Below are 14,314 nucleotides of genomic sequence, written 5' to 3'. Positions count from 1 at the left end.
CCCGAGCCCCGCTATGGCGACCACCGCGTTCAGCCGACGGTCAGCGTCGCCAAAGGCTGGCCTTCGCGCACCGTGTCGCCCTCCGCCACGGTGATGGCGGCCAGCGTTCCGGCCTCGGGCGCCAGCACCGGGATCTCCATCTTCATGGACTCCAAGATCATCAGAATACCCTCCTCCTCGACCGCCTCGCCAACGGCCGTTTCGATTTTCCACACGGTTCCTGCGATTTCGGCTTCGACGACGATCTCACGCATGGCGTTCCTTCCTTCGCTCAGATGTAGGTCGGCCAGGCGCTCAGCTCGCGCCGGCCGAGGCCGCCGCCGCGCGCCGCGGCATGGGTGGCCAGCGCCTCGATCAGGAAGGCGCGGGTGTCGCGCGGGTCGAGCACCGTCTGCACGCCGAAGACCTGCGCCATGTCGTAGGCCGAGGTGCCGCGGGTGAGCTGGCCGCGGGCGGCCTCGAAGGCCTCGGGATCGTCCTCGCGGCGGATGCCGAGCACAACGCTGACGCCGATCTGGGGATCCATGAAGCTGACATCGGCCGTCGTCCAGGCGGCGCTCTCGTTGCTGTTGCGGCCGCCGCCGAGATTGAGGAAGGCCTGGCCGTAGCTCTTGCGCAGGATGACCGAGATCTTGGGCACCGAGCACAGCTGCAGCGCGTGCATCATGTTCATGATCTGGGCCGGCGCCGCCTTGCGCTCGCCCTCCACGCCGACGAGGAAGCCGGGCGTGTCGACCAGCATGACGATCGGGATGTGGAAGGAATCGCACAGCGCGAGGAAGCTCGTCACCTTGCGGCACGCGGCGGGATCGAGCGCGCCGCCGCGGATCATCGGGTTGGTCGCGACGATGCCGACGCTGCGGCCGGCCAGCCGCGCCAGACCGGTGACGGCGGCGCGGCCGAAGCGCTCCTTGACCGGCAGGAAACTGTCCGGATCGACCACCGCGCCGATCACCTTGCGGATGTCGTAGACCTTGCTGCGCTCGACGGGCACCAGCTCGAGCAGGCGGTCGGCGGCGGCGGGGTCCTCGGCCGGCGCTTCGGCGACCGGCGGTGCCTCGCCGGCATGGCCGGGCAGGTAGGACAGGAAGCGGCGCACGAGCGCCAGCGCCTGCTCGTCCGTCTCGACGACGGCATCGGCGAGGCCCGTCACCTCGGCGTGCAGGCGCCAGCCGCCGAGCTCCTCCGGATCGACCGTCTCGCCGATGGCAAGCGCGGTCACCCGCGCGCTGGAGACGGCGAGCACGGCGCCCTTGCGCATGACGACGAAGTCCGACAGGCAGGTGTACCAGGTCGACGAGCCGAAGCAGGGCCCCAGGACGGCGCTCACCCACGGCGTCTCGCGCCGCCGGCAATACTGCTGCGGGTCGGCGCCGCCCTGCGACATCGCCTGGGCGCCCATCACGTCGGGAATGCGCGCGCCGGAGGATTCGCCGAGGAAGACGACCGGCATGCCGGAGCGGGTGGCGGTGTCCTTGACGTAGGCGATCTTCTTGGCGTTGGTCGCCGAGGACGAGGCGCCCTTGACCGTCAGATCGTTGGAGACGACGGCGACGCGGCGCCCGTCGATGCGGCCGAAACCGCTCACCTTGCCGTCGGCCGGCGTCCTGTCGCGATCCTGCGGCACCACGGAGGTGGCCAGCAGGCCGACCTCGCGGAAGCTCCCGGCATCGAGCAGCACGTCGAGGCGCGCCCGCGCGTCGAGATGCCCCTGCTCGGCGCGCCTGGCGAGCTTGTCCGGCCCGCCCATGGCGCGCGCGGCGCGCTGCCGCGCCTCGAGCTCTTCAAGCTGCCGCTGAAACCCCATGGCTCGCCTCCCTTTCGGCGCACCCTTCCTATAAGATTGCCTTATTGTCAACAATCCTATTGACAACTTGACGACACCGAAGCTAAGCCCCGGACGGTGACGGGCGGAAGCGTCGCCGCGGTGGGAGGAAGCATGTCCTGGCAGTCCGAAGTCGACGAGATCGCGCGGCGCCGTCAGCTCGCCGAGGCCATGGGCGGACCCGAGGCGGTCGCGCGCATGCATGCCGCCGGCAAGATGACGGCACGCGAGCGCATCGCCCGGCTGCTCGACCGCGACACCTTCCGCGAGATCGGAACGCTCACCGGCGCGGCCGAGTATGACGAGGATGGCGCGCTCGCCGCCGTCACGCCGGCCAACGCGATCATCGGCACCGGCCGCATCGACGGCCGCAAGGTGCTGGTCTCGGCCGACGACTTCACGATCCGCGGCGGCTCCTCCGAGGCGACGATCTCCGACAAGTGGATCTATGCCGAGCGCATGGCGCTGGAGCTCGGCCTGCCGCTCGTGCGGCTGGTCGACAGCGCCGGCGGCAGCGTCAAGCTGCTCGACAAGCAGGCGTCGACCAAGCTGCCCGGCTATGCGAGCTGGGAAATGACGCGGATGATGGGCGAGATCCCCGTCGTCGGCATCGCCATGGGATCGTGCGCCGGGCTCGGCGCGATCAAGGTGGCCGGCGCGCACCTCTCCATCATGGTCAAGAACACCGCGCAGGTGTTCGCCGCCGGCCCCTTCGTGGTCAAGGAGGGCACCGGCGTCGACGTCGACAAGGAGGAGCTGGGCGGCGCCGCGGTGCACGCCCGCGGCTCCGGCGTGGTCGACAACGAGGCGGCCGACGAGGCCGACGCGCTCGACCAGGCGCGCCGCTTCCTGTCCTACCTGCCGCCCAACGTGCACCGCCTGCCGCCGGCGGCGGAGCCGCAGGACGATCCGGAGCGGCGCGAGGAATGGCTGCTCGAGGCGGTGCCGCGCGAGCGCCGCCGCGCCTACCAGACGCGCAAGATCATCAACGCGGTCGTCGATGCCGGCAGCTTCTTCGAGATCGGCCGCTACAACGGCCGCTCGAGCGTCACCGGCCTGGCGCGGCTCGCCGGCAAGCCGGTCGGCATCCTGGCCAACGATCCGATGTTCGCCGGCGGCGCGATGACCGCCAAGTCGTCGCAGAAGATCGAGAGCTTCGTCGACCTCTGCGACACGTTCCACCTGCCTGTCGTGTCTCTGTTCGACCAGCCCGGCATCATGATCGGCCCGGACGCCGAGCGTGCCGGCACGATGCGCGCGGCGATGCGCGCGCTGGCGGCCATCGACCAGAGCCGCGTGCCGTGGTGCACGATCGTCGTGCGGCGCGCCTTCGGCGTGGCCGGCGCCGCGCACGGCCGGCTCGCCGGCATCAACCTGCGCTATGCCTGGCCGTCGGCGAGCTGGGGCTCGATCCCGCTCGAGGGCGGCATCGCCGCCGCCTTCCGGCGCGAGATCGCGGCGGCCGACGATCCCGACGCCCTGCGCGATCAGCTCCACCGCCGCTACAGCGCCCTCACCTCGCCGTTCCGCACGGCCGAGCGCTTCGGCATCAACGACATCATCGATCCGCGCGAGACGCGGCCGCTGCTGTGCGACTGGATCGAAACGGCGTGGGAGCAACTGCCGCAGCAGCTCGGCACCGCCCCGCGCACCATGCGCAAATAGGCGGCGGACGGACGGCATGAAGATCATCGCGGGCGACGAACTGACCTGGGCGGCACGGCAGTTTGCCGGCCGTGTGGCGCTGCAGTTCGGCGAGCGGCACTACGGCTACGGCGAACTCGAGGCGCAGTCGAACCGGCTGGCGAACGCGCTGATGGCGCTCGGCCTGGAGCCCGGCGCGCGCGTGGCGGTGCTGCTCAACAACTGCATCGAGAGCGTCGAGACCGTGTTCGGCGTCACCAAGGCGGCGCTCACCTACGTCGCGCTCAACGCGCGCCACACCGTGGCCGAGCACGCCGACATCCTGCGCGACGCCGGCGCCACGCTGGTGATCGCCGGACCGGAGTTCCAGGAGGTCGCCGAGGCGGCGGTGCGGCGGGCGCCGTCGGTGCGCCACCTCGTCGGCCTCGGCTGGCGGGCGCCTGGGGCGGCGAGCTATGCCGAGCTTCTCGACAGCGTCTCGCCCGCGCCGCCGCGGGTCGCGGTGGACGACGCGCAGATCACGCGCATCGTCTACACCTCGGGCACGACCGGCAAGCCGAAGGGCATCGCCTACAGCCATGCGCGCGCCCGCCACCGGCTCGACAACTTCTTCGCCGCGCTCGAATACCGGCTCGGCGTCGAGGATTCGATGATCCATGTCGGACCGCTGACGCACGCGGCCGGCAACTACATGATCCCCTACTACCTGCGCGGCGCGCGCAACATCATCCTGCCGCGCTTCGATCCGCAGCTCCTGCAGCAGACCATCGAACGCGAGCGCGTCACCCACCTGCTGCTCGTGCCGACCATGATCGTGCGCCTGCTCGACGACATCGCCGAGCACGGCATGCGCCACGACCTGTCGTCGCTCACCTGCATCAACTACGGCACCGCGTCGACGCCCGTGCATGTCCTGCGGCGGGCGATCGAGACCTTCGGTCCGGTCTTCCGGCAGCATCTCGGCATGTCGGAATGCCCGCAGCCGCTCACCATCCTCTACCCGCACGAGCACGTGCTCGACGGCGCGCCGCACGAGGTGCGGCGGCTGGCCTCCTGCGGCCGGCCGACGATGAACGTCAGCATCTCCATCCGCGGCCGCGACGACGCGCCGCTGCCGCCCGGCGAGACCGGCGAGATCGCGGTCGAGGCGCGGGGCGTTGCCGCGGTCGAGTACTGGAACCGGCCGGATCTGCTGGCCGAGACCGTGCGCGAGGGATGGTTCTACACCGGCGACGTCGGCTGGCAGGACGAGGACGGCTTCCTCTACATCGTCGGCCGCAACAAGGACATGATCATCTCCGGCGGCTTCAACGTCTATGCGCGCGAGGTCGAGGACGCGCTGCTGCAGAATCCCGAGCTCGCCGACGCCGCGGTGATCGGCGCCCCCGACGCGGAGTGGGGCGAGGTGATCGTCGCCGCGGTCGTGGCGAGGCCCGGCAGACGCCCGACGCCGGAATCCGTCATCGACGCCTGCCGCGACCACATCGCCGGCTACAAGAAGCCGCGCCGCATCGTCTTCGTGGAGGCGCTGCCGCGCAACGTGGCCGGCAAGGTCAACAAGGCCGAGCTCAAGGCGGCGCTGCTCGAAGGGGCGGCGGGGCACGGCGCGCCAAGCTGAAACACAGGACCGGGAGGAAGACCATGCTCACGACATCCATGCGATACGGCCCCGCGGCGGGCCTCGCGGCGGCGCTGCTGGCCAGCGGCCTCGCCGTCGGCACGGCCGGCGCGCAACAGCAGGTGAAGCTGTCCTACCACTGGGGGCCGAACCACCCGGCCGCGAGCTTCGCCGACGCCTTCGCCGAGCGGCTGACCGAACGCAGCGACGGCGCGCTGCAGGTCGACGTCTTTCCCTCCGGCCAGCTCTTCGGCATCCGCGAGGTGCTCGGCGGCGTGTCGTCCGGCGCCGTGCAGATCGGCATGGCGGTCGGCGTCGCCAGCTTTCCGCCGCTGACCAGCGACTACGACATCACCGCCGTACCCGGCCTGTTCGACAGCTTCGAGGAGATGCGCGGCTTCTTCGCCGAGACGGAGGCGGGACAGGCCATCGTCGAGGAGATCGAGACCTCGGCGCGCATCCGGATCGTCGGCTACAATCCCGTCGGCCCGATCGCCGTCTTCTCCACCATCGAGGATCTGTCGACGGTCGGCTCGCTGAGCGGCGCCAGCGCCCGCGTGCTGACCGATGCCGACCGCGTGCGCTGGGAGGCGCTCGAGGCCGAGCGCATGGTCTCGCTGCCCACCGGCGAGGTCTACACGGCTTTGCAGAGCGGCATGATCGACACGGTCGCCACCGTGCCCGGCGCGCTGGCCGCCTACAGCTGGTGGGACTTCATCAAGTCGGCGCAGCTGCCCTACTTCCAGTTCGGCGACGGCTACATCATCGCCAACGGCGCCTGGTTCGACAACCTGTCGCCCGAGCTGCAGGCGCTGGTGCGCGAGGTGGGCGCGGAGATCTCGACCGAATCGACCGCCGCCATCAACGCGGCCTCCGCGCAGGTTCTCGACGGTCTGGAGCAGAAGGGCGGCACCGTCTACACGCTCGAAGGCGAGGAGCTGGAGCGGCTTCGCCGGCTCGAGCGCGAGGAGGTCTATCCGCGGCTTGCCGACCGGGTGAGCCAGGATGTCCTCGACGCCGCCCTCGCCTACACCGGCGCCGAATAGGCGGCCCCGCCCTGCCCGCCGGCACGCCGGGGGCAGGGTCCGGCGGGCGGCGCGACGCCGCCGCCCGAGACACTGGAGGGTGATGCCATGGCCGGGCTCGTTGTGGCCTATGTGCGGTTCAGTGCGCTTCTTGCCCGGCTGTGCCTGGTCGTGGCCAGCGCGGCCATCGCCTTCGCGGTGTTCGCCCTCACCGCCTCGGCGCTCGAGCGGCTGTTCATCGGCATCAGCTTCGCCGTGCTCAACGACCTGCCGCCGCAGCTCATGCCCTGGGTCGTGTTTCCGATGATGGGCGTGCTGCTGCGGCGCGACAAGCACGTGACGGTCGACTTCCTGCCCAACCTCCTGACGGGCCGGCGGCGCGCCGCGCTCGACCTGGCGGTCGGGCTCGTGGTGGCCGTGGCGAGCGTCGTCTTCCTGGCCGGCGGCAGCGAGGCGCTCGGCTTCTTCATCATGCTGAACCAGGTGTCGGAGACCGGCCTCGACTTCCCGCTGTGGTGGATCTACGCGGCGTTCCCGGTCGGCTTCGCCATCCTGCTGTGGTTCTCCGTCGAGAAGTGCGCGCTGGCGCTCTGCGAGCTCGCCGGCGCGGAGACCTGGGCGACGCTGCTCAAGGGAGGCGCGCGATAATCCCCTTCACGCTCGCCCTGTCGACGGTTCTCCTGCTGGTCTCCGTGCCGATCTTCCTGGTGTTCGGCATCGGCAGCTCGCTGATCGCCACCGGGCAGCTCGGCCTGCCCTGGGCGACGCTGCTGCAGACCGCGTTCGCCGGCATCACCAAGCAGATCCTGCTCGCCATCCCGCTGTTCGTGTTCGCCGGCTACGTCATGGTGCGCGGCGGCATCGCGACGCGGCTGATCAATCTTTGCGTCGCGCTGGTCGGCCACTGGCCCGGCGGGCTCGGCATCGCCATGGTGCTGGCGATGGGCTTCTTCGCCGCGTTCTGCGGCTCGGTGCTGGCCGCCATCACCGCGATCGGCACCATCCTGATGCCGCGCATGGTCGAGAACGGCTATCCGAAGCCCTTCGTGGTCGTGCTGGCGGCGATGGCCGCGCTGCTCGAGGCGCTGATCCCGCCGAGCAACGCGGCGATCATCTATTCCTCGCTCACCCAGGTGCCGGTGGCGCGCACCTTCGCCGCCGGCATCGTGCCGGGCATCGTGCTGATGCTGCTTCTGAGCCTCTACGTCGCCTTCCGCTGCCGCGCGATGCCGCGCACGCCGCGCGCCTCCTGGCGCGAGCGGCGCATCGCCTTCACCGCCGCCATCCCCGCCCTGTTCACGCCGGTCATCGTGCTCGGCGGCATCTATGGCGGCTTCCTGACGGCGGCCGAATCGGCGGCGGTCGCCAGCGCCTGGGCGCTGATCGTCGGCTTTCTCGTCTACCGCCAGCTCTCCGTGCGCGGCGTCGCCGAGGCGCTCGCCGCCACGACGATCGCGACCAGCGCCATCTTCATCATCATCGCGATGGCCAAGTTCCTGTCGGTGGTGCTGACCTTCACCCAGGCGCCGCAGCACCTGATCGAATACCTGACCGGCTTCGGCACCGGGCCGCTCACGTTCCTGCTGCTCGTCGCGGCCGCCTGCCTGCTACTCGGCACCTTCATCGAGGTGGTGCCGATCTTCTACCTGGTCGTGCCGCTGACGCTGGCGGGGCTCGGCGTCTTCGGCGTCGACCCGATCCACTTCTACATCGTGCTGGCCGCCTTCATCGGCCTCGGCATGCTGACGCCGCCGGTGTGCGTGGGCCTCTACACCGGCGCGGCGGTGATCGGCCTGTCGCCCGAGCGGGCCTTTGCCGAGCTGCCGGGTTTCCTGCTTCTCGGCCTCGTCTACGGGCTCATCATGATCCTTGTCCCCGACCTTGCCACCTGGTTGCCGAGCCATGTCTGATTTCGAATCGGGCCTCGTCGTCGAGGAGCCTGTGGCCGGCGTCGCCGTGATGCGCTTCGACCGGCCGGCCGCCCTCAACGCCATCACCAGCGCCACCGGACAGGCGATGGTCGAGGCGTTCTGCGATTTCGCCGTCCGCCCCGACCTGCGCTGCCTCGTCATCACCGGGACGGGCACGCGCGCCTTCTCCACCGGCGCCGACCTGAAGGAGCGCGCCCGGCTCGACGACACGGCGCTGCGCCGCCAGCACGCCACGCACCGTCTCGGCCTGACCATTCGCCAGGCGTTCGCGTTTCCGGTGATCGCGGCGGTCAACGGCCTGGCGCATGGCGGCGGCGCGGAGCTGGCGCTGTCGTGCGACATGGTGATCGCCGCCGACCATGCGCGCTTCTGCCTGCCGGAGGTCAAGCGCGGCATCATGCCGGGCATGGGCGGCACCCAGTTTCTCGCCCGCAAGGTGGGCGCGCAGCGGGCGATGGAACTGATCCTGTCCGGCAGGGAGATCGACGCGCAGGAAGCGCTCGCGCTCGGCATCGCCGGCCGCATCGTGCCGCAGGCCGCGCTTCAGGCGGCGGCTCTCGAGAGCGCGCGGCAGATCGCGACCAGCCCGCCGCTGGCCGTCAGCGCCGTCGCCCGCGCCGTGCGCGGCGGCGCCGGCACGGACCTGGCAAGCGGGCTCGCCCTGGAGCTGGCGCTGCACCAGCGGCTGATGGCGAGCGACGATCGGCGCGAAGGCATCGCCGCCTTCGTCGAGCGCCGCACGCCGCACTGGCGCGGCCGGTGAGCGCGCCGGGCGGACGCATCGCCATTGTCGGCGGCGGCTTCACCGGGGCCGCGCTCGCCATCCATCTCGTGCGCCACGCGCGACCGTCCGGCGCGATCACCGTCTTCGAGCCGCGCGCGCGGCTCGGCGCCGGCCTCGCCTATTCGACCGACGATCCCGACCATCGCTTCAACGGTCCGATCGACCTTCTGTCGCTGTTTCCCGACGATCCGGCGCATTTCGAGCGCTGGTATCACGCCTCCGGCGAGCGTGCGGCCGATCCGCAAGCCGTCGCCGCGACCGGGCAGCTCTACTGCCGGCGCGCCGCGTTCGCCCGCTACATGGCCGCGCAGCTCGCCGCGCACGGCGGCCCGCCGTCGGACACCGGCGCCATCGTGCACGATCGCCGCCGCGTCGTCGATCTCGAGCGGGACGGCGCCGCGCTGACCCTGACGACGGACGACGGGACGCGGAGCGCCTTCGGGCAGGTCTTCCTGTGCACCAGCTTCGAGCCGCCGGCCATTCCCGGTCCGCTGCGGCCGCTGGCCGACGATCCGCGCTTCGTGGTCGATCCGTGGGCGCCGGGCGCGCTCGACCGGGTGCCGCGCGAGGGCGACGTCCTGCTCGTCGGCACCGCGCTGACGGCGGTCGACGTCGTGGCGACGCTGATGCGGCGCGGCCAGCGCGGCACCGTGACGGCGATCTCGCGGCGCGGCCTGCTGCCGCGCCCGCAGGACGTGCTGCCGTCGATGGAGGCCCGCATCGCCAAGTTCCTGCGCCCGACGCCGCTGTTCGTCGAACGGCACGGCGTGCCGCACCGCCTGCCGGCGATCGTGCGCGCCGTGCGCGCCGACATCGCCGAGGCGCGGCGCCGGGGCCGGCCGTGGCAGGATGCCTTCGACGACCTGCGCGATGCCGGGCCCGTGCTGTGGGCGGCGCTGCCCGTTGCCGAGCGGCGCCGGGCGCTGCGCCATCTGCGCGCCTTCTACGATGCGCACCGCTACCGCATGGCGCCACAACTGGCGGCGATCGTCGAGCACGCGCAGCGCGCCGGCCGGCTGACCTTCGCCAGGGCGCGCTGCGTCGCGGCCGAGGCGACCGCCGCCGGCCTCGTCGTGCGGCTGGCCGAGGGGCGGCCGGCGGCAACCGCCGGCGCGCGCTGCTTCGCCGCGATCGTCAACTGCACCGGACCGACGTCGGAGGTGGCGGGAAGCCGCAACCCGCTGCTCGCCGCGCTCGTCGCCAGGGGGCTTGCCGCCCCGGACCCGACGGGCGCGGGCCTCGGCGTCGATGCGGCCTGCCGGCCGATCGCCGCCGACGGCGGCACCGACCCCCGCCTCGTCGCCTTCGGGCCGCTGACCCGCGGCCGCTTCGGCGACCTGACCGCGATCCCGCAGATCAACGCGCAGATCCTGCGCACGCTGACGGGCAGCGCCCTCGGCCGCCCGGGCGGTGCCGCGCCGACGAACGCCTAGCCGCGCCGGGCGGTCAGCCGCGCCACCTGGCCGAGCCCGTCATAGAGGATGACGGCGAGCGCGCCGGTCAGCAGGCCGCCCTGCAAGACGAAGGCCAGGTTGTTGGAGTTGAGGCCGGCGATGATGACCTCGCCGAGCCCCTTGGCGGCGACCGTCGAGCCGATGGTGGCCGTCGACAGGGCGATGACCAGCGAGATGCGCACGCCCTCCAGGATGACCGGCAGGGCGAGCGGCAGCTCGACCTGGAGCAGGCGCTGCGGCCCGGTCATGCCGGAGCCGCGCGCCGCCTCGGCGACGGCCGGCGGCACGCCGGTCAGCCCGGCCAGCGCGTTCTCGAAGACCGGCAGCAGGCCGTAGAGAAACAGCGCGATCAGCGTCGGCCAGGCGCCGAAGCCGACCACCGGCACGGCAAGCGCCAGCACCGCGACCGGCGGGAAGGTCTGGCCGATGTTGACGATGGCGCGCGACAGCGGCAGGAACTCGGCGCCGATCGGCCGGCTGACCAGTATCGCCAGGCCGACGCTGATGGCGACGGCCGGCACGATGGCGGCGACGACGATCAGCAGATGCGAGACGGTGAGCGCCAGCAGGCTCGCCCGGTCGTAGATCGCCGCCCCGCCGGGCGGCGCGAAGGGCGCGAGCAGCGGCGCGAAGGCGTCCGGCACCAGCAGGAAGGCGAGCACCAGCGCCACCAGGGCGAACCGGAGCGCGGCGGCCACGACGGCGCTCATCGCGGCGGCCGCCCCGCCGAAAGCAGCGCGCCGCGCGTCACCCGGCCGCAGGCGGCACCCTCGTCATCGACCACGGGCAGCGCCTGGCGGCCGCTCCAGATCATCTCGGCGAGCGCGTCGCGCAGCGAGTGGCCGGTGCCGATCGGCGGCCCCTCGGCCGTGCCCGGCTCGACAAGCGGCGCGATGGGCAGCAGCGACAGGTAGCGGAACGGCCGGTCCTCCTCGCCGACCAGGCTCTCGACGACGGCGCTGGCCGGCCGGGTGAGGATGTCGGCGGGCGGCGCGAACTGCTCGACCCGCCCCTCGCTCATCACCGCGATGCGGTCGCCGAGCTTGATCGCCTCGCTCATGTCGTGGGTGACGAGCAGGATGGTCGAGCCGAGCCGCTCCTGGATCGCCTTGAGGTCGTCCTGCGCCTTGGCGCGGATCACCGGGTCGAGCGCGCCGAACGGCTCGTCCATCAACAGCATGTCGGGCCGGGCGGCCAGCGCACGGGCGACGCCGACGCGCTGCTGCTGGCCGCCGGAAAGCTGGTGCGGGTAGCGCGGCGCGATCTCGTCGGGGTCGAGCTGCAGCAGCTCGAGGAGCTCGCGCACGCGCGCCGCGATGCGCGCGCGCGGCCAGCCGAGCAGGCGCGGCACGGTGGCGATGTTGCGCGCCACGGTCCAGTGCGGAAACAGGCCGTGGTCCTGGATGGCGTAGCCGATGCGCCGGCGCAGCTCGTGCGCCTTCATGCGGCGCGTGTCGACACCGTCGATCTCGACCGTGCCGGCGGTCGGCTCGACCAGCCGGTTGACCATGCGCAGGAAGGTCGACTTGCCGGAGCCCGAGGTGCCGACGATCACCGTGACGGTGCCCGACTCGATCGCCATCGTGACGTCGCGCACGACCGCCTTGCCGGCATACTCCTTGGTCAGTCCCTCGATGCGGATCATCGCCGCGCTCCCGGAAGCAGGTCGACGGTCGCGTCGAGCACGACGGCGGCAACGAAGGCGAGCGCCACCGTGGGCAGCGCGCCGAGCAGGATGAGGTCGGTCGCGGTCTGGCCGAGCCCCTGGAAGACGAAGGTGCCGAAGCCGCCGCCGCCGATCAGCGCGGCGATGGTGGCAAGACCGATGTTCTGCACCAGCACGATGCGGATGCCGGTCAGGATGACCGGCAGGGCGAGCGGCAGCTCGACCGAGGCGAGCTGCTGGCGCCGCGTCAGCCCCATGCCTGCGGCCGCCTCGGTGACGCCGGCCGGCACCGCGGCGAGGCCGGCCGCCGTGTTGGCCACCATCGGCAGCAGCGAATAGATGAACAGCGCGACGAAGGCCGGCGCCATGCCGATGCCCTGGACACCGAGCGCGGCGGCGCCCGGCACGTTGGCCGCCACCCAGCCGAGCGGCACGATCAGGATGCCGAACAGCGCGATCGACGGGATCGTCTGCAGCAGGCTGAGACCGTTGAGCACCGGCGCCTTGAAGCGGCGCGCGCGGTGGATGGCGATGCCGAGCGGCACGCCGGCGGCGACGGCGACCGCCAGCGAGCCGAAGGCGAGCTGCAGGTGATGACCGCCCTCGCGCCAGAAGGCGGCGGCGCGGCCGCGGTACTCGGCGAGAACCGACAGGCCGTCCCACTGGCCGCTGACGAGGATCAGGCCGAGCGCGGCGAGCGCGGCGGCAAGCGCGGCGAGCCGGCCGAGCGGCCCCGGCCGCAGCCGCACGATGGCGTCGGTGACGAGGATCGCCAGCGCGAAGGCGGCGAGCCAGAAGCCGACGCCCGGCGCGACGCGGGCATACTGCGCCCCGCCGGCCGACAGCGTGCGGCCCGCCTCGCCGATCGCCATGAGAAGGGCGAGCAGCATCAGCGCCGAGACGGCGAGGCGCAGCGCCGGACGGCGCGCGGCGAGCGCCACGGCGACCGCGGCGAGCGCCAGGCCGACGACGGCGAGCGCCCACGACAGCGGCAGCGCCTCGAACAGCCCGCGCGGCTCGGCCGGAGCGATGCGGTTGGCGCGATAGCTGGCCAGCGGCAGCGCCAGCGCGACGGCCAGCAGGCCGCCCATCGGCACGCCGAGCTTGTCGGGGCTGCGCCCCACGGGCGGCGCTCAGCCGTCGCTGTCGACGAAGCCGTTGGCGGCGAGGAAGTCGCGCGCCACCGCCTCGGCCGGCTGGCCCTCGACCTGCACGCGGCCGTTGAGCTCCTGCAGCGTCTCCAGCGTCAGCGCCTCGAAGACCGGCTTCAGCAGATCGGCGATCTGCGGATGCTCCTCGAGCACCGGCGCGCGGACGATCGCGGTCGGCTGGTAGACCGGCTGCACGTTCTTGTCGTCCTCGAGCACCTTGAGGCCGGCCGCCTGGATGGCGCCGTCGGTGCCGTAGACCATGGCCGCATTGGCCTCGTTGGTGCCCTGCGCGGCGGCGCGGATGGTGGCCGCGGTGTCGCCGCCCGACAGCACGATGAGCTGGTCGGAGGACAGCTCGAAGCCGTAGGCCTCCTGGAAGGCGGGCAGCGCCGCCTCGGAGTTGACGAACTCGGACGAGGCGACGAGCTTGACCGTGCCGCCGCCGCTCACCCATTCGCCGAAGTCGGAGAAGGTCTCGATGCCGTTCTCCTCGGCGACGTCCTGGCGCAGCGCCACCGCCCAGGTGTTGTTGGCCGGCGCCGGGGTCAGCCAGACGATGTCGTTGGCCTCCGCGTCGAGGTCGCGCGCAATCTCGTAGGCCTTGGCCGCGTCGTTCCACACCGGCTCGTCGGCGCGGTTGAAGAAGAAGGCGGCGTTGCCGGTGTACTCGGGATAGATGTCGATCTCGCCGGCGGTGATCGCCTTGCGCACGACCGGCGTGGCGCCGAGCTGCAGCCGGTTCTCCGTCTCGATGCCGGCATCCTCAAGCACCTCCAGGATGATGTTGCCGATGACACCGCCCTCGGTGTCGATCTTGGACGAGACGACGACCTGCGCCGAGGCGGCGCTGGCGGCGAGGGTGCCGATGCTCAGGGCGAGAGCGACGAGGGTTTTCATGGGGATGCCTCCGGATCTGTGCTGAGGGGCTGCGGCCGCTGCGACGGCCGCCGGGATTCCGGTAACTCTGCGACGCGCGACCGGTTGCAGTCAAAGGTCGCATTCCGCACCGGCCATGCATGCGGAAAATGCGACCCCGAGCGTCGACATATCGCAGCGTCGCCTCAAGTCCATGCCGGACCGGCGGGAAAAGGCGCCGCTGCACAGCCTTTCGGCCGGCAGCGGCGGATCATGGGGACGATCGAAAGCAGCGGTCCTTCGCGCGACGGCGGGTGCCGGCATCGCGCCCGCCGCGCGCATGCCCCGCCGGGCGGACGCC

The 14,314-nt window shown here is 72.1% G+C and carries 14 protein-coding genes; 7 read left to right on the top strand and 7 right to left on the bottom strand.

The annotated features are described in order from the left end of the window. Positions 1 to 29 precede the first annotated feature (29 nt). Both N1F89_RS10825 and N1F89_RS10820 read right to left on the bottom strand, forming a co-directional pair. A complete protein-coding gene (locus N1F89_RS10825) occupies positions 30 to 254 on the bottom strand; it encodes a biotin/lipoyl-binding carrier protein (RefSeq protein ID WP_290083994.1) in 225 nt (74 codons plus the stop codon). A 17-nt stretch (positions 255 to 271) separates the two neighbouring features. Next, positions 272 to 1,807: a carboxyl transferase domain-containing protein gene (locus N1F89_RS10820; protein WP_290083992.1), complete on the bottom strand. Its 1,536-nt coding sequence runs from the start codon at positions 1,805 to 1,807 to the stop codon at positions 272 to 274. A 132-nt stretch (positions 1,808 to 1,939) separates the two neighbouring features. On the opposite strand from N1F89_RS10820, the gene N1F89_RS10815 reads away from it, so the two are divergent. The 7 genes from N1F89_RS10815 (at position 1,940) to N1F89_RS10785 (ending at position 10,260) form a co-directional block, all read left to right on the top strand. Next, the gene (locus tag N1F89_RS10815) at positions 1,940 to 3,490 is read left to right on the top strand and encodes a carboxyl transferase domain-containing protein (protein ID WP_290083990.1); all 1,551 of its coding nucleotides are present in this window, start codon (positions 1,940 to 1,942) and stop codon (positions 3,488 to 3,490) included. Between the two features lie 16 nt (positions 3,491 to 3,506). Beyond that, the gene (locus N1F89_RS10810; RefSeq protein WP_290083989.1) at positions 3,507 to 5,087 is read left to right on the top strand and encodes an AMP-binding protein; all 1,581 of its coding nucleotides are present in this window, start codon (positions 3,507 to 3,509) and stop codon (positions 5,085 to 5,087) included. A 23-nt stretch (positions 5,088 to 5,110) separates the two neighbouring features. Further along, on the top strand, positions 5,111 to 6,133 hold the full coding sequence (locus tag N1F89_RS10805) for a TRAP transporter substrate-binding protein (RefSeq protein WP_290083988.1): 1,023 nt from the start codon (positions 5,111 to 5,113) through the stop codon (positions 6,131 to 6,133). A gap of 87 nt (positions 6,134 to 6,220) precedes the next feature. Beyond that, on the top strand, positions 6,221 to 6,760 hold the full coding sequence (locus N1F89_RS10800; RefSeq protein ID WP_290083986.1) for a TRAP transporter small permease: 540 nt from the start codon (positions 6,221 to 6,223) through the stop codon (positions 6,758 to 6,760). Continuing rightward, positions 6,670 to 8,022 carry a TRAP transporter large permease gene (locus N1F89_RS10795; protein WP_354670319.1) on the top strand — a complete coding sequence of 451 codons (1,353 nt, stop codon included), beginning with the start codon at positions 6,670 to 6,672 and terminating at the stop codon, positions 8,020 to 8,022. Before N1F89_RS10800 ends, N1F89_RS10795 begins: the two co-directional genes overlap by 91 nt. Then, entirely contained in the window at positions 8,015 to 8,806 is a 792-nt protein-coding gene (locus tag N1F89_RS10790; RefSeq protein ID WP_290083983.1) for an enoyl-CoA hydratase-related protein, read from the top strand. The genes N1F89_RS10795 and N1F89_RS10790 overlap by 8 nt, the downstream gene beginning before the upstream one ends. Beyond that, positions 8,803 to 10,260, top strand: coding sequence for an FAD/NAD(P)-binding protein (locus N1F89_RS10785; protein ID WP_290083982.1), 1,458 nt, complete (start codon positions 8,803 to 8,805; stop codon positions 10,258 to 10,260). The genes N1F89_RS10790 and N1F89_RS10785 overlap by 4 nt, the downstream gene beginning before the upstream one ends. Here N1F89_RS10785 and N1F89_RS10780 read toward each other — a convergent pair. From N1F89_RS10780 to N1F89_RS10760, 5 genes are all read right to left on the bottom strand, one after another. Then, a complete protein-coding gene (locus N1F89_RS10780) occupies positions 10,257 to 10,991 on the bottom strand; it encodes an ABC transporter permease (protein ID WP_290083980.1) in 735 nt (244 codons plus the stop codon). The two genes, N1F89_RS10785 and N1F89_RS10780, sit on opposite strands and share 4 nt — an antisense overlap. Beyond that, entirely contained in the window at positions 10,988 to 11,926 is a 939-nt protein-coding gene (locus N1F89_RS10775) for an ABC transporter ATP-binding protein (protein ID WP_290083978.1), read from the bottom strand. The genes N1F89_RS10780 and N1F89_RS10775 overlap by 4 nt, the downstream gene beginning before the upstream one ends. After that, positions 11,923 to 13,038: an ABC transporter permease gene (locus tag N1F89_RS10770; protein WP_290084065.1), complete on the bottom strand. Its 1,116-nt coding sequence runs from the start codon at positions 13,036 to 13,038 to the stop codon at positions 11,923 to 11,925. Before N1F89_RS10770 ends, N1F89_RS10775 begins: the two co-directional genes overlap by 4 nt. A gap of 42 nt (positions 13,039 to 13,080) precedes the next feature. Beyond that, positions 13,081 to 13,995 carry an ABC transporter substrate-binding protein gene (locus tag N1F89_RS10765; RefSeq protein ID WP_290083977.1) on the bottom strand — a complete coding sequence of 305 codons (915 nt, stop codon included), beginning with the start codon at positions 13,993 to 13,995 and terminating at the stop codon, positions 13,081 to 13,083. Positions 13,996 to 14,085: 90 nt separating this feature from the next. Continuing rightward, positions 14,086 to 14,314, bottom strand: a 229-nt coding sequence (locus N1F89_RS10760; protein WP_290083975.1) for a hypothetical protein, incomplete at its 5' end; no start/stop codon positions are given.

Origin of the sequence: Aquibium sp. A9E412, from assembly GCF_030398335.1 — a bacterium.
Taxonomy (GTDB): Bacteria; Pseudomonadota; Alphaproteobacteria; order Rhizobiales; family Rhizobiaceae; genus A9E412.
This window is presented reverse-complemented; position numbering and strand designations above follow the sequence as displayed.